The sequence below is a fragment of the Streptomyces sp. NPDC050509 genome, from assembly GCF_044457965.1.
GTDB lineage: Bacteria > Actinomycetota > Actinomycetes > Streptomycetales > Streptomycetaceae > Streptomyces.
In genome coordinates this window covers 518,304-541,420 of the sequence record NZ_JBITHL010000001.1, presented here as the reverse complement: position 1 = coordinate 541,420, position 23,117 = coordinate 518,304, and the positions used below count along the sequence as shown (strand labels likewise).

At 73.3% G+C, this 23,117-nt stretch carries 20 protein-coding genes; 12 read left to right on the top strand and 8 right to left on the bottom strand.

Annotation, left to right across the window (positions count from 1 at the left end; all coding sequences use genetic code 11):
- Window positions 1–4 precede the first annotated feature (4 nt).
- A complete protein-coding gene (locus ACIBJC_RS01910) occupies window positions 5–208 on the bottom strand; it encodes a thiamine pyrophosphate-dependent enzyme (protein WP_399286352.1) in 204 nt (67 codons plus the stop codon).
- Here ACIBJC_RS01910 and ACIBJC_RS01905 point away from each other — a divergent pair.
- Window positions 192–356, top strand: a complete 165-nt coding sequence (locus ACIBJC_RS01905; RefSeq protein ID WP_399286349.1) for a hypothetical protein — start codon at window positions 192–194, stop codon at window positions 354–356. The two genes, ACIBJC_RS01910 and ACIBJC_RS01905, sit on opposite strands and share 17 nt — an antisense overlap.
- A gap of 80 nt (window positions 357–436) precedes the next feature.
- On the opposite strand, the gene ACIBJC_RS01900 is transcribed toward ACIBJC_RS01905, so the two are convergent.
- On the bottom strand, window positions 437–2,215 hold the full coding sequence (locus ACIBJC_RS01900; RefSeq protein ID WP_399286347.1) for a hypothetical protein: 1,779 nt from the start codon (window positions 2,213–2,215) through the stop codon (window positions 437–439).
- A gap of 252 nt (window positions 2,216–2,467) precedes the next feature.
- Here ACIBJC_RS01900 and ACIBJC_RS01895 point away from each other — a divergent pair, with 252 nt between their 5' ends.
- Window positions 2,468–5,695 carry an alpha-L-rhamnosidase gene (locus ACIBJC_RS01895; protein ID WP_399288047.1) on the top strand — a complete coding sequence of 1,076 codons (3,228 nt, stop codon included), beginning with the start codon at window positions 2,468–2,470 and terminating at the stop codon, window positions 5,693–5,695.
- A 38-nt stretch (window positions 5,696–5,733) separates the two neighbouring features.
- Here the strand turns inward: ACIBJC_RS01895 and ACIBJC_RS01890 are convergent, their stop codons facing one another.
- Complete coding sequence (locus tag ACIBJC_RS01890; RefSeq protein WP_399286345.1) at window positions 5,734–6,201, bottom strand: hypothetical protein; 468 nt, start codon at window positions 6,199–6,201, stop codon at window positions 5,734–5,736.
- Between the two features lie 247 nt (window positions 6,202–6,448).
- Between ACIBJC_RS01890 and ACIBJC_RS01885 the strand changes: the two genes are divergently transcribed.
- Window positions 6,449–7,819, top strand: coding sequence for an LCP family protein (locus ACIBJC_RS01885; RefSeq protein ID WP_399286343.1), 1,371 nt, complete (start codon window positions 6,449–6,451; stop codon window positions 7,817–7,819).
- A 24-nt stretch (window positions 7,820–7,843) separates the two neighbouring features.
- Here the strand turns inward: ACIBJC_RS01885 and ACIBJC_RS01880 are convergent, their stop codons facing one another.
- The 5 genes from ACIBJC_RS01880 to ACIBJC_RS01860 form a co-directional block, all read right to left on the bottom strand.
- Complete coding sequence (locus ACIBJC_RS01880; RefSeq protein WP_399286340.1) at window positions 7,844–8,968, bottom strand: serine hydrolase domain-containing protein; 1,125 nt, start codon at window positions 8,966–8,968, stop codon at window positions 7,844–7,846.
- On the bottom strand, window positions 8,965–9,888 hold the full coding sequence (locus ACIBJC_RS01875; protein ID WP_399286337.1) for a DUF6895 family protein: 924 nt from the start codon (window positions 9,886–9,888) through the stop codon (window positions 8,965–8,967). The genes ACIBJC_RS01880 and ACIBJC_RS01875 overlap by 4 nt, the downstream gene beginning before the upstream one ends.
- A 66-nt stretch (window positions 9,889–9,954) precedes the next feature.
- Window positions 9,955–10,719 carry a hypothetical protein gene (locus ACIBJC_RS01870; protein WP_399286334.1) on the bottom strand — a complete coding sequence of 255 codons (765 nt, stop codon included), beginning with the start codon at window positions 10,717–10,719 and terminating at the stop codon, window positions 9,955–9,957.
- Entirely contained in the window at window positions 10,716–10,898 is a 183-nt protein-coding gene (locus ACIBJC_RS01865; protein WP_384918554.1) for a hypothetical protein, read from the bottom strand. The genes ACIBJC_RS01870 and ACIBJC_RS01865 overlap by 4 nt, the downstream gene beginning before the upstream one ends.
- A 121-nt stretch (window positions 10,899–11,019) precedes the next feature.
- Entirely contained in the window at window positions 11,020–12,900 is a 1,881-nt protein-coding gene (locus ACIBJC_RS01860; RefSeq protein ID WP_399288044.1) for an APC family permease, read from the bottom strand.
- Between the two features lie 633 nt (window positions 12,901–13,533).
- Here ACIBJC_RS01860 and ACIBJC_RS01855 point away from each other — a divergent pair.
- The 9 genes from ACIBJC_RS01855 (at window position 13,534) to ACIBJC_RS01815 (ending at window position 23,112) form a co-directional block, all read left to right on the top strand.
- Window positions 13,534–14,385, top strand: a complete 852-nt coding sequence (locus ACIBJC_RS01855) for an ABC transporter substrate-binding protein (RefSeq protein ID WP_399286331.1) — start codon at window positions 13,534–13,536, stop codon at window positions 14,383–14,385.
- Window positions 14,385–15,101 (top strand): amino acid ABC transporter permease, encoded by a 717-nt coding sequence (locus ACIBJC_RS01850; protein ID WP_399286328.1) that lies wholly within the window; start codon window positions 14,385–14,387, stop codon window positions 15,099–15,101. The genes ACIBJC_RS01855 and ACIBJC_RS01850 overlap by 1 nt, the downstream gene beginning before the upstream one ends.
- Window positions 15,102–15,178: 77 nt before the next feature.
- A complete protein-coding gene (locus ACIBJC_RS01845; protein ID WP_329826537.1) occupies window positions 15,179–15,955 on the top strand; it encodes an amino acid ABC transporter ATP-binding protein in 777 nt (258 codons plus the stop codon).
- Between the two features lie 4 nt (window positions 15,956–15,959).
- On the top strand, window positions 15,960–16,688 hold the full coding sequence (locus ACIBJC_RS01840; RefSeq protein WP_399286325.1) for a GntR family transcriptional regulator: 729 nt from the start codon (window positions 15,960–15,962) through the stop codon (window positions 16,686–16,688).
- A 129-nt stretch (window positions 16,689–16,817) separates the two neighbouring features.
- Window positions 16,818–18,044, top strand: a complete 1,227-nt coding sequence (locus ACIBJC_RS01835) for a pyridoxal phosphate-dependent aminotransferase (protein ID WP_399286322.1) — start codon at window positions 16,818–16,820, stop codon at window positions 18,042–18,044.
- Window positions 18,041–20,593, top strand: a complete 2,553-nt coding sequence (locus ACIBJC_RS01830) for an ArgE/DapE family deacylase (protein WP_399286319.1) — start codon at window positions 18,041–18,043, stop codon at window positions 20,591–20,593. The genes ACIBJC_RS01835 and ACIBJC_RS01830 overlap by 4 nt, the downstream gene beginning before the upstream one ends.
- A complete protein-coding gene (locus ACIBJC_RS01825) occupies window positions 20,584–21,555 on the top strand; it encodes a carbon-nitrogen hydrolase family protein (protein ID WP_399286316.1) in 972 nt (323 codons plus the stop codon). Before ACIBJC_RS01830 ends, ACIBJC_RS01825 begins: the two co-directional genes overlap by 10 nt.
- A complete protein-coding gene (locus tag ACIBJC_RS01820) occupies window positions 21,530–22,678 on the top strand; it encodes a M24 family metallopeptidase (protein WP_399286313.1) in 1,149 nt (382 codons plus the stop codon). The genes ACIBJC_RS01825 and ACIBJC_RS01820 overlap by 26 nt, the downstream gene beginning before the upstream one ends.
- The gene (locus ACIBJC_RS01815) at window positions 22,675–23,112 is read left to right on the top strand and encodes a RidA family protein (protein WP_399286310.1); all 438 of its coding nucleotides are present in this window, start codon (window positions 22,675–22,677) and stop codon (window positions 23,110–23,112) included. Before ACIBJC_RS01820 ends, ACIBJC_RS01815 begins: the two co-directional genes overlap by 4 nt.
- Window positions 23,113–23,117 lie beyond the last annotated feature (5 nt).

Sequence of the window (23,117 nt, the reverse complement as noted above, 5' to 3'; positions counted from 1 at the left end):
CCGGTCACCTGGCCCAGGGCTCGTAGAGCGGGGAGCCGTCGGCCGGGACCCGGATCCGCAGCAGCGCGGGACCCTCGTCGGGGCCGAGGGAGAGGACCCGGTCCAGCGCCGCGGGCAGCTCCTCCGGGCGCTCGACCGCACTGCCAGGACAGCCGAACGAGGCGGCCAGCGCGGCGAAGTCGATCCCGGCGATGTCCGTACCCGGCACCGGAGCCACCCCGATCCGGTGCCCCAGCGCCCGCACCGCGCCGCCAACTGGTCGGCCACGGGACGGTCTGCGCACCTGGACCGTGCTGACCACGGCGATGGGCGTGATCGGCTTCGCCCTGACCGGCCTGCTCCGGCTGGTCGTCTGACAGGCGGCGGACCTCACGGGTCGGGGCCCGGCCGTCGACCGGCGGGCCCCGCCCAATCCGTACACCCGGAAACCCTGCTCCTAGAACCCGGTTCCGAGACCTTCCACGACGTACGCGCACTCCGTGTAGATGTAGCCGGACTGGATCTTCGCGGTGTCGGCGCCGGAGGACGTGGCCGTGCTGCTCCTGGACTTGTGCAGGAAGTACGTGGTGCCGGCCGGAAGACTGATCGTCTTCTGCGGGTAGTTCTTGTTGCCCTTGCAGGCGGTGAGCGAGGCGGTGACCGCGGTGGAGTACCGCGAGCAGCTTCCGCAGCCCTTGAGGGTGACACTGCCGGTGACCGGGCCCGTGTACAGGACCTCGACCTCGTCGGGGCTGTCGTTCTTGATCGTGACCGAGATGGAGCCACCGGAGGCCGTCGTGGGCAGCCGCTTGCCCGCGGCCGGTTCGTCCTGGGCGATCTCCGCGGCGATGGCGATCTTCTCGGCGCGCGCCCGGTTCTTGTCGTGCTTGTACGTGGTCAGGAAGTCGTTCATGGTGGTCAGCGCCGTGTCGAAGTCGCCGTCCTTGTACTGATCGACGCCGCACGCGTACGTACCGGACCGGATGTGCGCGTCCGCCTTCCCGGTGTCCTCGGTGAGCGCGTCGGCCACGCCCGCCTGCTGTCCGGGCAGCGACGCCGCCTGCGCCCTGAGCGTACGCAGCTCATCGGTGACCGCGCAGGGGCTGGAGCCCTTGAGGCCCTTGGCTTTCGTCTCGATCGTGGTGCGGACGGCCGGCTCGACCTTCGCTGCCTGGCCGGACTTCGGGAAGGTGGTGAGCAGTTCGGCGAGGTTGCCGCCGTCCTGCGTGACGGCGGTGCTCTTGCCCAGGTCGCCGACACCGCACTCGTACAGCGAGGTGGCGAGCCGGTCGTCGGGCCAGGTGACCAGCGGGCCGAGCTGCTTCTTGTCCATCGTGCCCGGGACCGTCCGCAGATACTTCAGCGGCTCTATCGCACCGCAGTAGTCCTTCTCCCCGTACGGCGTCCCCACCGCCTCGTAGTACGCGGTCAGCCTGCTCGGGACGCGCCCCGCGGCCCGGGAGTCCGGGTGGTCCTTCTGGAGGGTCCGGTAGGTGGCGAGCGCCTGGGTGAAGGAGGGCTTGGCCGTGGCGAACGGCTCGATCCGCGCGCTCTCGACCAGTTGGTCGGCCTCGCCGAGCCGGTCCAGCAGCAGCTTCTGCGTGGCCTCCTCGCGCGCCCGGTCGTACAGCACCACACCGCCGACGGGCGCGGCGAGCAGCACCAGGGCGAGCGCGAGGGCGACGGGCGCCCTCGGCGGCCAGGCCGACGGGGTGCGCAGCCCACGGGCGGCGCCGTGAACGGCCGCGAGCGCAAGGAAGAGCAGGTACGCGGTGACCACGCCGCCGGAGACACCGTCCGGGTCAGCGGGCAGGGCGATCAGCAGCAGGGCGCCGGTCGCCACCCAGCAGACGACCATCGCGAGCCAGTGGCGCACCAGGGCGTAACCGAGCCCGAGACCGCTCAGGTTGAGCAGTCCCACCGCCACGGCGCGCAGCGGGTCGGCCGGTCCCCGGGGTACGGCGGGCGGTGCGGGCGGCGGCGGAGGCACCGGGAAGCCGCCGCCCGCACCGTAGCCGCCCGCCCCGCCGTAGCCGCCCGCCCCGCCGTAGCCGCCCGCCCCGCCGTATCCACCGGGCCCGCCGTATCCACCGGCCCCGCCGTGCCCACCGAGACCGCCGGGCTCCTCGGGCCTGCCGAACTCACCGGGACCCGTGGCCCCACCGTTCCCGCCCGCTCCGCCGAACCCGCCGGCTCTGCCGGATTCCCCGTTCCCGCGCTGCTCGTCCCAAGACATCGCGACTCCCCCCAGTCGTCGAACACACTCGATGCGGACCCGCATTGTAGTGCCCCTCCCGACCATGTTTGCCCCGTAGCGAGCCCCCGCACGCACGCCCATGACCTGGGGCGAAACCTCGTAGGACACCGGGAGCAACTGCCGTTGTCCGCTTGCTCCTTCACCACAGGACCCTTGACAGGCCCCACGGGGCTCCCTACTTTCACGGGGCAAGTGAAACGATTCACTGCCGAGTCGTATCGGAGCCGCATGGTGATCAGCAGAAGACGACTGCTCGGAACCACCGCAACAGTCCTGGGCACCACCCTGGCCGCGGGGCCCCTTCCCGTCGCGCGGGCCGCCACCGCCACCACCGCCCCCGCCGCGGGGACGACGGGGGCCGCGGCGGCGGCCCTGCGGGTGACCGCGCCGACCGTCGAGTACGTACGGCAGCCGCTGGGCCTCGACACTCCGCGTCCCAGGCTGAGTTGGCCCTTCGTGTCCGCCCGCCCCGGCCAGCGGCAGACGGCCTACCAGATACGGGTCGCCACCGCCCCGCGACGCCTGGGCCGGCCCGACGTCTGGGACAGCGGCAAGGTGGTCTCGACGGAATCCGTCCTGGTGCCGTACGCGGGCCCGGCGCTCGCCTCGCGCACCCGCTACCACTGGACCGTGCGCGTCTGGGGCGCCGATGGCTCCCCCTCCGAGTGGACCACCCCCTCCTGGTGGGAGACCGGACTCCTCGCACCCTCGGACTGGTCGGCGCGCTGGATCGGCGCGCCCGCCGCGCTGGTCGGCGCCCCCGCGCTGAACGCCGCCTCCTGGATCTGGTTCCCCGAGGGTGTCCCCGGGGGCAACGTCCCGGCGGCCACCCGCTGGTTCCGTACCCGGATCGACGTACCGGAGGGCGTCACCCGCGCCCGCCTCGTCCTCACCGCGGACGACGGCTGCACCGCCCTGGTGAACGGCGTGGAGGTCGCGCACACCGACGCCGACGGCCCCGCCGAGAACTGGCGCCGCCCCTTCGTCGCCGAGGTGACGGACGCGCTGCGCCCCGGCGCCAATGTGATCGCCGTGTCGGCCGTCAACGCGACGGAGAGCCCCGCCGGTCTGCTCGGCCTGCTGGAGCTGACCACCGCCGACGGCGTACGGGTCCTGCCCACCGACGCCACCTGGCGCACCACCGACCGCCAGCCCTCCGCCGACTGGACGTCCACCGGCTACGACGACGCCTCCTGGTCCGCCGCCCGGGTCCTCGCCCCGTGGGGATCAGGACCCTGGGGCAAGGTCAGCGTCGCGTACGCCCCCGCCGCCCAACTGCGCCGCGCCTTCCGGCTGCCGCGCAAGAAGGTCGCGCGGGCCCGCCTCTACGCCACGGCCCTCGGCCTGTACGAGGCCCACCTCAACGGCGAGCGGGTCGGCGAGGACCGGCTCGCGCCCGGCTGGACCGACTACGGCAAGCGGGCCCAGTACCAGACGTACGACGTCACCGCCCTGGTCGGCCCCGGCGCCAACGCGCTCGGCGTCACCGTCGCGGCCGGCTGGTACGCCGGGAACATCGCCTGGTTCGGCGCGCACAACTACGGCGAACGCCCGGCCCTGCTCACCCAGTTGGAGGTCACCTACACCGACGGCACCACCGAGCGGGTGGTCTCGGACACCGACTGGCGCGCGGCCACCGGGCCGGTCACCGCCGCCGATCTGGTGATGGGCGAGGCGTACGACGCCCGGCTGGAGACCGACGGCTGGACGCGCCCGGGGTTCGACACGACGGGGTGGCTGCCCGTCGACACCGCCGACCGCGCCCCCGCCGCGCTGGTCGCCCAGATCGACGCCCCCTCACGGGTGGAGACCGAACTCCGCGCCAAAAAGGTCACCGAGCCCAAGCCGGGGGTCTTCGTCTTCGACCTCGGCCAGAACATGGTCGGCACGGTCCGGCTGACCGTCTCGGGCGCCGCGGGAACCACCGTACGGCTGCGCCACGCCGAGGTCCTGAACCCCGACGGCACCCTCTACACCGCCAATCTGCGCACCGCCCGCGCCACCGACACGTACACCCTCAAGGGCGGCGGCACGGAGACGTACGAGCCGCGCTTCACCTTCCACGGCTTCCGCTACGTCGAGGTGACGGGCGTCCAGGGCAGGCCGTCACCCGACGCGGTCGTGGGTCAGGTCATCCACACCTCCGCGCCGTTCACCATGGACTTCAGGACGGACGTCCCCCTCCTCAACCAACTGCACAGCAACATCACCTGGGGACAGCGCGGCAACTTCCTCTCCGTACCCACCGACACCCCCGCACGCGACGAACGGCTCGGCTGGACCGGCGACATCAACGTCTTCGCCCCCACCGCCGCCTACACCATGGAGTCGGCGCGCTTCCTCACCAAGTGGCTGGGCGACCTGCGCGACGGCCAGCATCCCGACGGCGCGTTCACCAATGTCGCGCCGGACATCGGCGGGGAGAACGTCGGCGCGGGGGTGGCGGGCTGGGGGGACGCCGGGGTCACCGTGCCCTGGGCGCTCTACCAGGCGTACGGGGACACCCGCGTCCTGGAGGAGTCCTGGGCCCCGATGCTCGCCTGGCTCGACTACCTGAAGGCGCACAGCAGCGGACTCCTCCGCCCCGACGAGGGGTTCGGGGACTGGCTCAACATCGAGGACGAGACGCCCAGGGACGTCATCGGCACCGCCTACTTCGCCCACAGCGCCGACCTCGTCGCGCGGACCGCCGCGGTCCTGGGCAAGGACCCGGAGCCGTACACCACCTTGTTCGGCGCGGTCCGTGACGCCTTCCGCGCCGCGTACGTCTCCGCGAACGGGCGGATCAAGGGCGACACCCAGACCGCGTACGTCCTGGCCCTCTCCATGGACCTGCTGGCCGACGCCGACCGCGCGCCCGCCGCGGACCGGCTGGTCCAGCTCATCGAGGCCAAGGGCTGGCACCTGTCGACGGGGTTCCTCGGCACCCCGCGGCTGCTGCCCGTACTCACCGACACCGGACACATCGACGTCGCGTACCGGCTGCTGCTCCAGCGGACCTTCCCCAGTTGGGGGTACCAGATCGACCAGGGCGCCACGACGATGTGGGAGCGCTGGGACTCGATCCGGCCCGACGGCACCTTCCAGGACGCCGGTATGAACTCCTTCAACCACTACGCGTACGGCTCGGTGGGGGAGTGGATGTACGCGCACATCGCCGGCATCGCACCGGGCGCCCCGGGTTTCCGGAAGATCATCGTCCGGCCGCGTCCCGGCGGCGGGGTGACGGAGGCGAGCGGGCGCTTCGACTCCCTCTACGGACCGGTCACCACCCGCTGGAAGGCGGCTTCCGGCGGCTTCCGGCTCACGGTCACCCTGCCGGCCAACACCACCGCCGAGGTCTGGATCCCCACCACGGACGCGGCGCGCGTACGCCACGGGGAGACCCGCTTCCTGCGGACGGCGGACGGCTGCGCGGTCTACGCCGCGGGACCGGGCAGCCACCACTTCACGAGCTGACCCAAGGCCGGCCCTCCTGGAGCGGGGAGGGCCGGCCTTCACCCGAGGCGGTCGCGCCGCGCGTGGGCGCCGCCCCGCGGATAGGTGCACAGCAGGAAGATCGTGGCGAGAACGGCGACGGCCTGCGCGACGACCGTCAGCCGCTTCTCGCCGAACCAGACGGGCTCGTACATGTCGGGGACCGGCCCCAGCGTCCCCACGTCGACATAGCGGTACACCAGCAGGAGCGCCAGGCCGCCCGCCGCGACCAGCCAGGCGAAGACGTCGCCGGGCACCCGGCGCCAGACCAGCACCAGCAGCGCCGCGAGCGCCGCCAGACCGGCCTCGACGCGGAACAGGTCGCCCTGGCTGACAACGGCGGAGACGGTGTCGTACCGGTCCGCGAGACGCGCGTGCAGATACGCGTCCACCGCCAGCCCGGCCGCGGCCAGCAGCCGGGCCGCGGCGCGCAGCAGACGCAGGGTCCGGCGCGGACGCGCTGGCGCGGTGAACTGGCTTGAGGACATCGTTCCTCCCGGGCTCGGCGTCCGCACCTCCCCGCACGGCACCTCCCACTACACGGCACGCCCCGCCGCCGGGCCACCGGGACGGAGCCGTCCGGCGTACCGGCCCGCGGACAGCTCCCGTCCCGCCGAGGTACGTACGCGATGGCCGTGCCCAGCGGGCCCGCTCCGCTGTTGACCTGATGGCCGGTCCGCGCGGCGACGCGCTGGCACGGTGACACCGCAGTGACGCAGTGAGGAGTCTGACGCAGTGAATCCGAGCGACAAGAGCCTGGTGTGGACCCTGCCGGCCCCGCGCCCCCGCCGCCGGATCGGCCGCTGGTTCGCGCTGGCGGCGGCGCTCGTCGTCCTGGGCGCGGCCACCACGGGCGGCTGGATCTACACCCGGCTCAGCGGCAACATCCACGGCGCGGGTGTGGCCGGGGCACTCGGCGACAACCGGCCGCGCGCCACCAAGGGCGGCGAGAACATCCTGGTCATCGGCTCGGACAGCCGGGCGGGCTCCGGTGACGCCTACGGCAGCGGACTGACCTCGATGCAGTCCGACACGCTGATGCTGCTGCACCTCGGCGGCAGCGGCCGATGGGCCACCGTGGTCTCCTTCCCCCGTGACTCCTGGGTTTCGATCCCCGCCTGCGACCAGGGCGGCGGCGCCACCTCGGCCCCCCACCACTTCAAGATCAACGAGGCGTTCGCGATCGGTGGCTCCGGCGGTGACACGGCCAAGGCCGCCGCCTGCACGATCAGAACCGTCGAACAGAACACCCGGGTACGGGTCGACCACTTCGTGATCGTGGACTTCCGGGGGTTCACGGGCATGGTCGACGCCCTCGGCGGCGTCGAGGTCTGCCCCACGGCGCCGATCCACGACACGCGGGCCCGGCTGGATCTCGAAGCGGGCTGCCAGACGGTCAGGAACGAGCAGGCGCTCGGATACGTACGGGCCCGCTACAGCCTCGGCGACGGCACGGACCTCGGCCGGATCGGCCGTCAGCAGGAGTTCATGCGGGCGCTCGCCACCAAGGCCAAGGCCGCGCTCCACCGGCCGACCGCGCTCTACCGGTTCCTCGACTCCGCCACCGGGGCGCTCACCACCGACCCCGAACTGGCCGGCCTCGCGCCGCTGCACGAACTGGCCGCCGGCCTCAGGGGCCTGCCCACCGACCGGATCTCGTTCCTGACCGTGCCCAACTACCCCCGGCAGCGCGATGTGCCGGAGGACATGGCCAACGTCCTGTGGCACCCGTCCGCCGCCCGGACGCTCTTCACCGCGCTCACCCACGACCGGGAGCTGACCCGCGCCCGGCTCGCGGGGGCGACGCCGCCGCTGCCCCCGGCCGCGGGCGCCGTGACGGTGACCGTCCTCAACGGCACCGGCGTCCCCGGCAGGGCCCGCGCGACCGCCGACCGGCTGCGGGCGCTCGGCTTCCGTATCGCCGCCACCGGCAACGCCCCCGTACCGGCCGGGAGTTCCTCCCTCACCTTCCCCGAGGGGCTCGCGGAGCAGGCGAGAACGCTGGCCGAGCGGCTCCCCGGGATGGAACCGCTCCCCGACGACACGGCGGCCCCGGGCACGGTGACGCTCACCGTGGGCCCGGACCTGCCCGAGCCCACGGGATGAACGCGCGCACCGCCGCTGAGGGGTTCACCCCTGCCGGTGGAGGGTGACCAAGGTGGTGTACGCGAGCTGGAGGAACGCCTGGTCGACGGCCGGGGTGGTGTTCGCCAGCGCGACCACGGCGGTGCGCCGGTCCGGGACGAAACCGGCGAAGGCGGTGAAGCCCCGGGTGCCGCCGGAGTGGTGGTACGCCGCCCCCTCCGGCCGGACACGGATGTTCCAGACCAGTGCCAGCCGCCGTGTGCCGCCCCGCAGGGCGAGCCGGGGCCGTACCGCCTCCGTGAGCGCCGCGCCCAGCGGCCCGTCCACCGCCACTCCGTCCACCGTCGCCCCGCGCGCCGCCCCGTCCGCCAGGGCGTCGAGGAAGGCCAGCAGATCGGGCGCGCTGGAGCGGAGCGCGCCCGCGCCCGGGAGGCCGGGGATCCGCCAGGACGGGCGCGGCCTGCCGTGCCAGTGGCCGGTTGCCTGGGGGAGGTCGGGATCGCCTCCGGTGCGGCGCAGCCCGAGGGGGCCGAGGACGCGCTCCGCGAGGAGTTCCCCGTACTCCGGGCCGTCCGGGGCGGCCCGGGTGAGGAGGTGACCGAGCAGCCCCACACCGAAGTTGGAGTACCGCACCCGGTCGCCGGGGCGGGCGCCCGGCCGGGTCCGGGCGAGGGAGCGCAGCAGGTCCTCGGTGGAGAACGCGGCGTACGGGTTGGAGAACCAGTGGGACGCCGCCCCGGCGAGCAGACCGGGCGGCAGCCGGGGCAGCCCCGCGGTGTGCGTGGCGAGATGGAGCAGGGTGATGGGGGCGCCGCGCTGCTGTGGCAGTACCTCGGGCGGCAGGAAGCGGGACAGCGGATCGCCGTAGCCGACCTCGCCCCTGGCGGCCTGTTCGGCGAGGAGCAGCGCCGTGAAGCACTTGGTGAGCGAGCCGATCTCGAACCGGGTGTCCGCCGTGACCGGTTCGCCGCCGCCGAACGCGGTGGTGCCGTACGGCACGACGGCCCGCTCCTCGCCCCGGCGCAGCGCGACCACCACCGCGCAGGCGCCGCGGGCCGCGGCGGCGAGGGCGTCGGCGGGGGCGCGCGCCCACGCGGGCGGTGGCGCGGGGGTCGGTTCGCGCTCACCACCGCCGTCCGCAGGCCGGACGGACGGCGCCGGTGCCGTCACCGGTCGCCGCCGAGGGCGCGCGCGACCGTGAGGGTGCCGGCGACGGCCGCCACCACGGTGGTGTGGTGGTGCGTCTCGAAGCGTTCCCCCGGGTCGCCCTCGAGGGGAGCGCCGTCCCTGGGCATGAGCCCGTCCTCCTGCTGGACGGCGGCGAGCCGCGCCCAGTCGGCCGGGTCGATGTGCGGCTCGGGCAGACAACTGCCCACGATCATCAGCTCGGCCACCAGGTCCCATTCGCCGATCTCGGCCCAGATGTCGATCCAGGCCGGCAGCCAGCGGACGAGGTAGGCGGCCAGATCGGCGGGGAGGTCCCCGGGCAGACGTCCCCAGTCGGTGATGTGGAAGACGGTGTGCGTCATGTTGTACGCGGTCATCCAGTCGATGAGCCACGGCTCGGGGAGCGCGCCCAGCCAGGTCTCCCGGGTCAGCCGGTCCCAGTCGGCGGCGCGCTCGCCCCCGTCGAAGCCGCTGATGCGGGCCGCGTTGGCGACGGCGAGACGCCGGTTGGGCACCATCTCCATGGCGCGCGCCGAGCGCAGCGAGGTGGTGTGGTCGAGCAGCCGGTCCAGGTCGTCGTGGCGGTAGCCGCTGCGCGCGAAGTGCGCGTACGTCTCCAGCGGGTCGCTCATCAGCGGGTAGCGCAGCAGCCGCTCATGGAGCATGTCCCCGCCGCCGAGCTGCTTCCAGGTGAAGTCCAGCAGCTCGCGGGCGAGCCGTAGCTCCGTACTGCCGGCCACCGCCTCCCGCAGCACCAGCGAGGCGGCGAGCGCGGTCTCGCCCAGGGGCTTGTAGACGGTGTTGGGCTCGGCGAGTTCGGCGGTGGTGTCGGGCGGGAGCGCGCCGTGCTCGCGATGGGTGTGCAGCCAGTTCAGGGCGTGCAGGCTGACGAGGTGGGCGGTCTGTGTGACGGACATGGCCATCGGGTCTCGGTCCGATCGGGGCGGTTCGGCGGGGTGCGGGTCGGACGGCGGCGGGGGCCACCGGAGTCATACGGTGAGCAGCCTGCGGGCGATCGCGGTGTCCAGCGCGAGCCGGTCACCGCCCGCCAGCAGGGAGATGTGCTCCACGAGCGGCGCCGGGTCGAGCGGTGTCCGTACCCCGTCGCTGTGCAGCCAGGCCAGCCAGCGGACGATCCGGGCGGCGGTCGGGTAGTCCCGGCGCAGTACGGCGCGGGTCGCGCCGCGCGCCAGGCCGAGCGGGGAGCTGCGCGCCGCGTCGTGCACCGGGCCGTCGAGTCCTGGCAGGGCCAGGGTGGAGAGCTGTCCCATCGTCACGGACCAGGCTGCCCAGGCGTCGTCGTTCCCCGTGGCGGCTCCGGCGGGCGGGGGAGGCGCGGGCTGAACGACCGTGAGCCGCCCGTCCGTTCCGCGGACCCTGCCTCCGGCGGTCTCGTCGGACAGCACGGCCAGCAGGGTGACGGTGCCCCAGTCGCGCCAGGCCATCAGCCAGGGGTTCGCGGGCCCGGCGGGCGGCGGCGGGGTGACGTCCCGGGCGGGCGGCAGGGCGGTGAAGGCCAGCGCGACGGCCTCCGCGTCCCGGGGGTGCACGGTGCCTCCGGAGAGCAGGGCGGGGGCGAGGGCGTCCGCGCCGAGGATCCTGATGGCGGCCAGCGCCGCCCCGGGGTCGGGTGCGCTCTCGACGTGTTCGGCGACCATGGCCGTGCCCCCGGCGCCCCGAAGGGCACCGAGGGCACGTCGTGCCAGGCCGGCCGCTGATTCTTGATAGGAGGTCTGCGACCGGTCGGGGCTCATCGGCCCTTCGGCTCCTTGGGCTCCTTCGGGGACAGAAGGGCCAGCAGCAGCAGAACCCCGGCCGCTTCCGGCGCGTACACCGGGGCGTCGCTCAGGGGTGCCTCGGGTTCGGCCATCGCCGTACCCAACGCGTCGGTGTCCAGAGTGATTTCGGTCGGCCTCATGGTCTGAGAAAGCATGGTGGGCTCCTCATGTAGATGCCATCGCCCTTTGTGGGCTATGCCGAAGCCAACTTTAGGCATGTATCGACAAATCAACCAGTTGGGACAAGAGTTTGATACTTCATTCCGTATGTCCGTTCTAAGTCGATCGTCCGTCAGGGATGTGGAAGGGAACCGTGGTCACCACGATTTTCGGCAGCGGCCGGAGTGCGCGCCGCAGCCGCCCCGCCAGCCGGCTGTGCAGAACGCGGTGCCACCAATGGCGTACGACAAGCTCCGGGATGATGACGGTGATGGTCAGATCCGGGCGCTGATGATGCAGCGACTCCACATAACTGATCAGTGGTGTGACGATCGCCCGGTACGGAGAGACGATGATCCGCAGCGGCAGATGGTCGCCCCACAGCAGCCACGCCGCACGGAACCGCTCGGCGTCCTCGTCGCTCGGGCTGACGTGCAGCGCGAGGACGGGCTGCTGGAGCGAGGCGGCGTAGGCCAGGGCGCGCATGCTCGCCCGGTGCAGCGAGTCCAGCGCCACGACGGACAGATGACGGATCTCCTCGGGGGACTCCTCCGGCTCCGCGTCCCGCGCGCTCCCCGTACCTTCCGTACCTTCCGCGTCCCCTGCCTCCCGGGCCGGGCCCGGCTCCCCGTCCGACAGGGGCGCGATCGTACGGCTCGGGATCTCGATCTTCTGCGGCCGTAGCCGCAGCGCCTCGGTCACCCGCGCGTAGTGACGGTGGATCCGCGTCGTCACCAGCAGGAACACCCCGACGGTGAGGATCGCGAGCCACGCGCCCTCGGTGAACTTGGTGATGCCCGCCGTGATGAAGACGAGCGCCGACAGCACGGCGCCGGTGGCGTTGAAGCCGAGGCCCTTGCGCCAGTGCCGGTCCCTCCGGCGCCACCAGTGCACCACCATGCCGCTCTGCGACAGGGTGAAGGCGAGGAACACCCCCACGGCGTACAGCGGGATCAGCGCCGCCGTGTCGCCGTCGAACGCCACATAGACGAGCGCCGCCGCCACGGAGAGCACGATGATCCCGTTGCTGAACGCCAGCCGGTCGCCCAGCCGCAGGAAGATGCGTGGCGCGTGGTTGTCGCGCGCCAGCAGGAAGAGCACCCGGGGGAAGTCGTTGTACGCGGTGTTCGCCGCGAGCAGCAGCACCAGCGCCGTGGCCGCCTGCGTGAAGACGTACATCCCGCCGGAGCCGAAACTGCGGTGGGCGAGCTGCGAGAGCACCGTCTCGCCCGACCGGGGGACGACCCCCTCCAGATGGACCATTGCGATCGTGCCGGCGAACAGGGCGATCAGCAGACCGATCATCCACGACAGCGTCGTCCGCGCGTTGCGCCAGGGGACGGGCTTGAACGCGGGCACGGCGTTGGAGATCGCCTCGATCCCGGTCATCGCCGTCGACCCCGACGCGAACGCCCGCATCACCAGCAGCAGCCCCACCCCCTCCACCGCGTGCAGCGGCGGATGCGGAACGGGCTCGAAGCCGCGCCCCGCCGCGTCGTACAGCCCGAACGCCACCAGCGCGAGGACGGCGACGATGAAGGCGTACGTGGGCGCCGCGAACAGCGCGCCCGCCTGTCTGACCCCCCGCAGGTTCCCCGCCAGCAGTACGGCGATGACCAGCACGCCGATCAGCACCACATCCCCGGACAGGCCGGGGAGCGCCGAGGTGACCGCGGCCATCCCCGACGACACCGACACCGCCACGGTGAGGATGTAGTCCGTCATCAGCCCGGCCGCCGCCACCAGTCCCGGGATCCGCCCCAGATTGTCGGTCGCGACGATGTACGAGCCGCCGCCGTGCGGGTACGCGCGGATCGTCTGACGGTACGACAGCCCCACGGCCAGCATCAGGAAGACGATCGCCAGCGCCACCGGCACCGAGTAGGCCAGCCCCGCCGTACCGCCCAGCACCAGCACCGCGAGCAGCGCCTCGGGGCCGTACGCCACCGACGACAGGGCGTCCGCCGAGAGCACCGGCAGCGCCACCAGCTTGCGCATCCGCTCCCGCACGATGGCCGTGGACCGCAGCGGCGCGCCCAGGACGGCCCTGCGCAGCCGGGCGCCGAACCCGCCGGCCGCGGCCGGTCCCGTACGGCTCGTGCCCACCACCGCTCCCGGCGGCCCGCCGACCGTGGTGACATGGACGAACCTGCCGAAGCGGGGCGGCACGATCTGCTCCGGCTCGGGGTAGCTGCCCAGGTCCGGGTCGACGGGCAGCGCGCCACGCCACGCGGCGGGGGCGGCGGACGCCCGCCCCCACTCCTGCCCGATCAGGCGCAGCGTCTCGTCGTCTCTCCCGGATGCCCGGGACGCTTGAGGATCCGTCACGCCGACGAGTCTCCGCGCAGGACCGCGCCCACCGCCCCGGCTGACACCCGTGACACCCGCGCGGACATGGCGACAACCCGTACGGCCGAACCGAACGGATCCGGTCACGCCGGGTGAGTGAATGAGCGCGGGGTGACCGGAAACCTTGGTTTAACGGAAGCGCAACCGGCCGGACCCGGAGCGCGGCGACAGTGACTGGCAACTGTTTACAGAACCTCCTGAACAGGGAGAACGCCAGTAGGGAGCAGTCCGGTGAGAGTTGGAACCACGCGAACAGCCGCGGTGTGCACGGCTGTTGTCCTGATGGCCGTCCTGTCCGCCTGCGGCGGGTCGGGGACGGCCGCGCCGGCCACCCCGGCCGAGGTCGCACCCCCTGAGGACCTCGCCTCGTCCGGCACCCTCACCTACGGTACGGCGGCCACCTTCCCGCCCTTCGAGTCCAAGGCGGGCAACGGCGATCTGCAGGGCTTCGACATCGACATGATCTCCGCCCTGTCGAAGTCGATGGGGCTGAAGGCCAAGCCCCTGGACATCGACTTCGACGGACTCATCCCGGCGCTGGCCGGAAAACGGACCGACATCATCAACTCGGCCATGTACATCACGCCCGAGCGGGAGAAGCAGGTCGACTTCGTCCCCTACATGATCATCGGGGAGACCCTGCTCACCCCGTCGGGCAACCCGAAGAAGATCTCCCGGGTACCCGAGGACCTCTCCGGCAGGACCGTCGCCGTCACCCGGGGCGCGATCGGCGAGACGTACATGAACGAGTTCAACAAGGACCTGAAGAAGCAGGGCCGCGCGGAGATGAAGATCATGTCTCTGCCCAACAACCAGGACGCGATGCTCGCCGTCCGGAGCGGCCGGGCCGACGCCTTCGACACCTCCACCCCGGGCGCGGCGGCCACGCTCGCCGGGACGAAGGGCAGGTTCACCCTCGCCGCGACCTTCAAGAACGAGACGAAGATCGGCATAGCCGTCCGCAAGGGGGACACCGCGACCGCCACCGCCGTCAGGAAGGCGCTGGACCGGTTCGTACGCGGCGGTGGCTACGCCGAGCTGATGGCCACGTACAAACTGCCCAAGTCCTCCGACTACTTCACGGCCTCCGCCCCGTCGTCCCCCGCCACCTCCGCCCCGGCCGGTGGGTCCTGATGGGATTCCTCGACAAGGCGCTCTCCGCCGACTTCCTCACGGCCTCCCTGCTGACCTTCGCCCTGACGGTCCTGTCGATGGCCCTCGGCATCGTGGGCGGGATGCTGCTCGCCCTCGTCAAGGGGGCCCCGTTCGCCCCGCTGCGGTGGCTCGCGGACGCCTACATCTGGTTCTTCCGCGGCACACCCGTCCTGCTCCAGCTCATCTTCGTCTTCAACGTGCTCCCGCTGTGGGGGCTGAGCCTGTCCCCGTTCACCTGCGCCGTGATCGCGCTCAGCCTCAACGAGGTCGCCTACATGGCGGAGATCGTACGAGGCGGACTGCTCGGCGTGGACAAGGGCCAGCGCACCGCCGCCCACATGCTCGGACTCTCCGAGACGGGCATCCTGCGCTGGGTGGTCCTCCCACAGGCGACCCGGCTGATCCTGCCGCCCACCGGCAACCAGTTCATCGGGATGCTGAAGACCTCGGCGCTGGCCTCCGTCGTCAGCGTCCAGGACCTGATGCTCACCGCCCAGCGGCAGGCCGCCGCCGACTTCGACTACGTCGGCTCCCTCGGCGCCGCCGCCGTCCACTACCTCGTCCTGACCACGGTGTTCACCCTCGCCCTGCGGCAGGTGGAGCGACGCCTCGACGTCAACCGGCGCGCCTCGGCACGCCGCGCCAAGGACCCCGACCCCGGCCGCACGGCGGCCCTCGACCCGGCGGCCCGATGAGGGCCGCGCGGCCGGCGACCGGGGCCGCCATCGCCACCGGCCACACAGCCGGGACCCGAACCGGAAAGGGCACCGCCATGAGCACCACCGCACCGGGCGCCGCCGTGACCACCAAGGGACGGACCGTCCTCGTGGCGGAGAACCTGGGCCGCAGCTACCACGGCAACGCCGTGGTCAGCGGGGTGGACCTGACCATCCCGGCCGGCCAGACCGTCGCCGTCCTCGGCCCCTCGGGGGCCGGCAAGTCCACCATGCTGCGCTGTCTCGCCGGGCTCGAACCCCTGGAGACCGGCAGCGTGGGCTTCCAGGGCGAACTGCTGTCGAAGGCCGGCACCAAACCGCGCTCGGTCGGCGGCCGGATCGGCATGGTCTTCCAGCAGTTCAACCTCTTCCCGCATCTCACCGCCACCGAGAACGTCGCGCTCGCCCCCGTCCGGGTACGGGGCGTCCCCCGGCAGCGGGCCAGGGAGGAGGCGCACACCCTGCTGGAACGGGTGGGGCTCGCCGAGCGCCGCGACCACTATCCGTACGAACTCTCCGGCGGCCAGCAGCAGCGCGTCGCCATCGCCCGCGCCCTCGCGATGAGCCCGGAGCTGATGCTCTTCGACGAGCCCACCTCGGCCCTCGACCCCGAGTTCACCCGCGAAGTGCTCGCCGTCATGCGGGATCTGGCCGACAGCGGCATGACCATCGTCGTCGTCACCCACGAGATGGGCTTCGCCCGGCAGAGCGCCGACCGCGTCGTGTTCATGGCCGACGGCCGGATCGTCGAGGACGGACCCGCCGAGACGATCTTCAACACGCCCCGGCAGGAGCGAACACGCGTCTTTTTCGAGCAGATCCTCGGAGAGTAGGACCATGACCACCCCGCCCCCTCCGGGCCGCCTCAACACCACCCGCCCCCACGCCCCCTGGAGCCTGCGCAAGCAGGACTGGGCCTACCAGCAACTGCGCGAGCGCATCCTCACCGGCGCTCTCGCACCCGGCGAACAGCTCAGCCAGGAAGCCCTCGCCGGTGAACTCGGCATCAGCCGCGGCCCTTTGCGCGACGCACTGTCCCGGCTGGCCGCCGAGCACCTGATCGTGGACCGCCCGCACCAGAAGTCCGTCGTCGCGGAGGTCTCCGTCGCGGACGCCAGGGACATCTACAACGGACGCGCCGCCCTGGAGAGCGTCCTCGCGGCGGCGGCGGCCCAGGCCACGTTCGGTGAACGCGGCTCCCTGGCAGCCGACTTCGGGCTGCTGCTGGAACGCCAGCGCGTCGCCGTCTCCCTCGGCGACACCGCACAGGTACGGCTGCTCGACCGGCAGTTCCACGACGCCCTCTACGCGCAGGCCGCCATGCCCGCCACGCTGGCCGCGCTCGACCAGCTCCGCGCGAAGAGCGACCGGTACGTGGCGCTCTACCTGGCCGACGCCCACCGCGCGCAGAACTCCGTGGACGAACACACCGCCATCCTCGACGCCTTCCTCGGCGGCGACGCCGAACAGTCCGCCGCGCTCACCCGCGCCCATGTGCTGGGCGGCCTCGGCGTACTGACCGGATCCATCGACCGCCAGCCCGCCACCCTCTCGGACCCGGGCTGACCCGCGTCACCCCGACCCCGCGTCACCCCGACCCCGCGTCACCCCGACCCCGCGTCACCCCGACCCCGCGCATCCCGACCCGCGTCACCCCACCGCCCCGACGCACGCACCACAGTGAGGAACCAGATCGTGATCAACCAGCCCGAGGCCATCGCGCGACTCTCCCTGCCCGAACACACCGAACGGCTCGGGATGTCCGTACGCGACGCCGAACGCCAGTTGGAGAACGGCCCGGGGCCGGACGTCCTCCTCGACGCCACCTACGCCGACACCCACCGCTTCCCGGCACCCGAGTGGGCGCTGCCCACCTTCACCGCCGCCGCGGGCGGCGACGGCATGACGTACACCCCCTACCGAGGCGACCGCGCCGTACGCGAGGCCGTCGCCCACAACGTCTCCACCGGACTCGGCATACCCGCCGCCGGACCCGCCGACGTCATCCTCACCCCCGGCACCCAGGGAGCCCTGTTCACCGCGCTCGCCGCGATCCTCTCGCCCGGCGACCTGGTCCTGCTCCCCGACCCCGACTACCTCTCCACCGAACGGATGCTGCGCTACTTCGGCGCCCGCGTCCGCCGCATCCCGATGATCTGGCCGGACGAGTCCACCGGCGGTGCCAGGACCCGCCCGACCCTGGACCTCCAGGCGCTGGAGGACGCCGCCGCCGAGGGACCACGCCTGATGGTCTTCTCCCACCCCAACAACCCGACGGGCGCCATCTACGGCGAGGAGACGATCGAGGCCATCGCGGACGCCGCCCGGCGCCACGACTTCACCGTCATCGCCGACGAGCTGTACTGCCGGCTGGTGTACGAGGGCGAGCGCTTCCACCACCTCGCCGCCTTCGACGGCATGGCCGAACGTACGGTCACCCTCCTCGGCCCCTCCAAGACCGAATCCCTGTCGGGGTACCGGCTCGGCGTCGCCGTCGCGCCCACCGCGCTGGTCGACGCCATGGAGGACGTGCAGTCCTGCACCGCGCTGCGCGCCCCCGCCTACGCGCAGCACCTGCTGGCGCGCTGGATCGCGGAGGACGGCGACTTCCTCGACCGGCGGCTCGTGGAGTACCAGGCGCTGCGCGACACCACCGTCAAGAAGATCAACGCCTCCTCCGTCCTTCGGGTCAACGCGAGTTACGGCACGGCGTACCTCTTCCCCGAGGTGCTGACCGGAGCGAGTGACCAGGCCGTGGCGCTCGCGCTGAAGGAGCACGCGGGAGTCGTCGTCAACCCCGGCTACCAGTTCGGCCTCGCGGGCACCGGCCGTATGCGGCTCTGCTTCGCCCAGGAGGAGACCGTGTGGGACGCGGCGCTCGACCGCGTCATCGAGGTCGTGGGCTCGCTGGACCCCGCATGACGGCCGGCGGCCGGCCCACCGCACCACCGGCGGTGACCGGGGCGGAGTACGGCGTCGTCGGGCTCCCCCTGCGACTGAAGCTCCGTCACCACTCCGTGGACACCGCGGAGTTGACGGAGGTCTTCCTCCGCGTGCGGCTCGCGGACGGGGCGACCGGCTGGGCCGAGACCCGGGGAAACGGCGCGTACGCCACCCACCACACGGCCGACTCCATCAGCGCCGCGCTGGCCGGACTGCCCCAGGCCAGCGACCCGGCCTGGGCCGACCCCGCCGCGCTCGCCACGGGCCTGGCCGCCCACTGCCCACCGGCCGCCGCACTGCTGGACATCGCCTGGCGCGACGCGGCGGCCCGCTCCCGGGGCCTGCCGCTGTGGGCGACGCTGAGGGCGCCGGACGAGCCGGACGAGCGGGACGGCCGGAGCGGCCCGGGGACGGAAGCCGTCCGTACGGAACCGGCCCCCGCGTCCGTACCCCTCACCGCTCCCGTAGGTGTCGCGCACCCGCCGCTGCCGACCCACGCTCCGATCGGGTTCGGCACACCGGAGGAGGCCGCCGCGCTGGCGGTCGCCGCCGCTGAGGCCGGCTTCGGCCGGGTGAAGATCCGCGTCGGCGGCGACCAGGACCGCGACCGGGCCAGGGTGAGCGCCGTACGCGGCGCCGTCGACCGGGTCGCGGGCGCCGGCACGGTCGTTCTCGCCGTCGACGCCAACGGCGGCTGGGACGTGGACACCGCCCGCGCCGCCACGCGATGGCTCGCGGACCACGGCGTCGCCTGGCTGGAACAGCCCACCCCGCCCGGCGACCTGGCCGCGATGGCCGCCGTACGCGTCGCCTCGCCCGTGCCCGTCTGGGCCGACGAGTCGGTGCGCGACGCGGCCTCGGTGCACGCCGTCGCCGACGCGGGCGCCGTCGACGGCGTCCATCTCAAACTGGAGAAGGCGGGCACCGTCGCAGCGCTGGCGGCGGCCGTCGGCGCGGCCCGCTCCCGTGGACTCGCCGTCGGCCTCGGCCAGATGGACTGCGGGCGCCTGGGCTGCGCGACCACCGCCCACCTCGCCGCCGGCCTCCGTATCGAGGTCGCCGAACTCTGGGGCTGCGCCCATCTCGCGCACGACGTCACCGACGGCCTCACCCTGCACCGGGGCGCCGTCCGGCTGCCGGACGGCGCGGGTCTCGGCGTACGCGTCGGTGTGGACCCGGCGGCACTGACCCCTGTGGGGCACGGCCCGCGCCCCTCTTCCGAGCCCTCCGGACCGAGCAAGGACATATTCTCCATGAGCACCACCAGCACCACCACCAGCACCACTGTCAGCAGCGGCAGGACCGACACGGTCGACGTGACCGCCCTCCTCAGCGCCATGGTCGCCTGCGACTCCACCACCCCGACCGGCGAGGAGGAGTCCACCGCCGCGCTCCTCGCCGACGTACTCTCCGGCGCCGGATTCGCGGTGGAGACCGAACAGTTGGCCCCGGGACGCGTCAACCTCACCGCACGCCGCCGGTTCGGCGCGGGAGGGCCCGTCGTCATGCTCAACTCGCATCTGGACGTCGTCCCCGCGGGCGGCGGCTGGACCAGCCCGCCGTTCGCCCCCACCCTGCGCGACGGCAAGCTGTACGGCCGGGGCACCGCGGACGCCAAGGGTCCACTGGCCGCCATGGCCTGCGCCGCGATCGAGGTGGCGCGGGCGGCCGACGCCGGCACGGGCCCCGTACGCGGGGAGATCGTCTTCTCCGCCGTGTCGCAGGAGGAGGGCGACTCCCTGGGCGCCCGCCATCTCGTACCCCTGCTGGCGGCTGAGGGCCGGCTGCCCGACGCCGTCATCGTCGGGGAGCCCACCGGGATGCGGCTGCTGACCGCGCACAAGGGCTCGGTCCGCCCGGTCGTCGAGGTCGTCGGCCGGGCCGCGCACGCCGCCACCCCGGCTCAGGGCGTCAACGCCGTGACCGCCGCCGCCACCGTGATCGCCCTGCTGGAGCGGTACGCCGACTCCCTCGCCGCCCACGGCCACCCGCTGCTCGGCGCGCCCACCTGCACCCCCGTACTGATCGAGGGCGGCGAGGCACCCAACGCCGTCCCCGAACGCTGCCGGATCACCCTGGACCGGCGACTGCTGCCCGGCGAGACCCAGGAGTCCGTGCTCGCCGAGGTCGGCGCGGTCCTCGCGGAGTTCAACGCGGGCGCGGCGGACGGCGGGCACGGCGCGAGCGCCTCCGTCGTCGCGTGCGCCCCCAGCACCGGCGGCCCCTCCGAGACACCCGACGACCACCCCTTCGTGGCGCTGTGCCGCCGGGCGCTGGCGGCGGCGGGGGCCGACGACAGCCTGGGCGGACTCACCGTCAACTGCGACATGACGCACTTCAGGGCGGCGGGCGTACCGGCCCTGGTCTGCGGACCCGGCCGGCTCGAAGTGATGCACGCGGTGGACGAACACATCGTCGTCGACGAACTCGTCGACGCCGTCGGCCTCTACCGGGCCGTCCTCACCGAAGCGTTCGGCACGGCGGACGGGACCGGGGCACAGACCGGGGAGGGACCGGTATGGAGCTGAGGATCGCCCTCGGCCAGGCGCCGAGCACCCCCGGAGACCTCCCCGCCAACCTCGCCCTGGCCGCCCGGCTGACGGCCGAGGCGGGCCGGCGCGGAGCCCGTGTCCTGGCCCTGCCCGAGCTGTTCGCCTGCGGATACGACCCGGAGTCGATCGCCGCCGACCCGCAAGGGTGGTCCCTGACACCGCCGCCCGACGGTACGGTGCCCGCCCCGGGATCGCCGCTCGCGCCCCTCGCGGAGGCGGCGGCCACGGCCGGGGTCTGGGTCCTCCTCGGCGCCGCCGTCGCCACGGCGGGACGGCCGCACAACGCCCTGCTCGTCATCGACCCGACCGGCACCGTGCGCGGCCACTACGGCAAGTCCCACCTGTGGCAGGGCGAACGCGACGCCTTCGACCCCGGCACCGGACTCGTCCTGATCGAGGACGGCGGAGTCTCCGTCGGGCTCGGCATCTGTTACGACGCCGGCTTCCCCGAACTGACCCGCGCCTACGCCCGGGCCGGTGCCCACGCCGTCCTGTTCGGCTCGGCGTTCGCCACCGGACCGACCGAGTACCGCTACGGGGTCTACCACCCGGCGCGGGCGGTCGAGAACACCGTCTGCGTGCTCGTCGTCAACGCGGTCGGCGACCTCGCGGGGGAGCACTACTTCGGCCGCAGCGGGGCCTGGGGCCCCGACGGCCGGCCGCTGGCCCGGTGCGCCGACGACGTGAGCGAACTGCGCGTCGTGACCGTCTCGGCCCCGGAGACGGCCGCCGTACGGCGCGAGCTCCCGTACCTCGGCGATCTGCGCACCGATCTGCTGGGCGAGCCGCCGACGCCCCCGCTCACCCGCCTCTCCGCCCCCGCACCCCTCGCCCCCGTAAGGGCCGGCTCCGTAACGGCCGCACCCGCCTCTGCTGTCCCGCACCCCGACCACACCACCCCAGGAGCCCTCCATGCCTCCCGTCTTTCCCGCGACTGAGTACGACCGGCGGCTCACCGCGCTGCGCGCCACGCTCAAGGAGAAGGAGCTGGACGCCGTCGTCGTGCACACCCCGGAGAACGTCTGCTACCTCTCCGGCCACGCCACGCCCGGCTACTACACGTACCAGTGTCTGATCGTCACCGCCGACGGTGAAGCGGCCCTGCTCATGCGGGAGACCGAGACCGTCAACGCGGCCGAGACCACCTACTTCGAGCGGATCACCGGCTACCCGGACAGCTCCGACCCCGTCCTGGCCACCGCCGCCCTCCTCGCCGAACTCGCCCCCGGCGCACGGGCGGTCGGGGTCGAGGCACGCTCCTGGTTCCTGCCGCCCGAGCCCTTCCTGCGGCTCGGCGCGCTGCTGGACGCCGCGGGCGCCCGGGTCACCCACATCGACGACGCGCTGGCCGCGGCCCGGCTCGTCAAGTCACCGCTGGAGATCGAACAGATCAGGGCCGCCGCGCGGAGCACCAACGCGGGCATGGCCGCGGCGGCCGCCGCCGCGGTCCCCGGCGCGTCCGAGCGCGACGTGGCCGCCGCCGCGTTCGGCGGGCTCATCTCGTCCGGCTCCGAGTACTTCGGCATGGAGCCGTTCGTCGCTTCGGGGCCGCGCGCCGGCACCATCCACGCGAGCTGGACCGACCGGGTCATCGGCGCGAACGAGGCCGTCCTGCTGGAGATGTCGGCCACCACGGGACGCTACAACGCGCCCCTCATGCACACCGTATGGACCGGCGCGCTGACCGGTGAGGCGGCGGCCATGGCCCCGGCCTGCGCGGCGGCCAGGGACGCGGCCCTGGCCGAGGTCGTGCCCGGCGGCTCCCCGGCCGCGGCGCACGCGGCGTGCAAGGCGGCCATCGCGGACGCGGGCCTCGCTCACACGTACCGCAAGCGCAGCGGCTACTCGGTCGGCATCGCCTTCGCGCCGGACTGGGGCGAGGGCCACCTGCTCTCCCTCGGCGAGAACGAACAGCGCCGCTTCGCCCCCGGCATGGTCGTCCACGTCGTCCCCACGCTGCGGCTGCGGGACACCGCCGGAATCGGCTTCTCCGCGACCGTCCTGATCACCGAGACCGGACACGAGGTCCTCACCGTCTGCGACACGGAGCCGGGCCGGTGACCCGTACGGTCCCGGACGCGCCCGTCCCCGCGGGCGACTACGCCGCCGCGCGCGTGGCGGGCGGGCTGGTCTTCACCGCCGGGATGACCCCGCGCGCCGGTGGCGCCGTCCTCGCCGCGGGGACGCTCGGCGCGGACCTCTCCGTCGAGGACGCCGTCCCGCTGGCCGCGCTCGCGGCGGAGCGCGCCGTCGAGGCGGGCCGGATCGCGGCGGCCGGGGCGGGGCTGCGGCTCGGCCCCGCGGTCTCCATGACCGTCCATCTCGCCGCGACGCCCGCCTTCACCGCGCACAGCCGGGTCGCGGACGGCGCCAGCGCCCGTATCCGCCACCTGCTGGCGGGCCCGCCCCCGGCCCGTACGGCCGTCGGCGTGGCGAGCCTGCCGTCCGGAGCGCCGGTGGAGGTGACGCTCGTTCTCACCACGGAGGCTTTCTAGGTCGC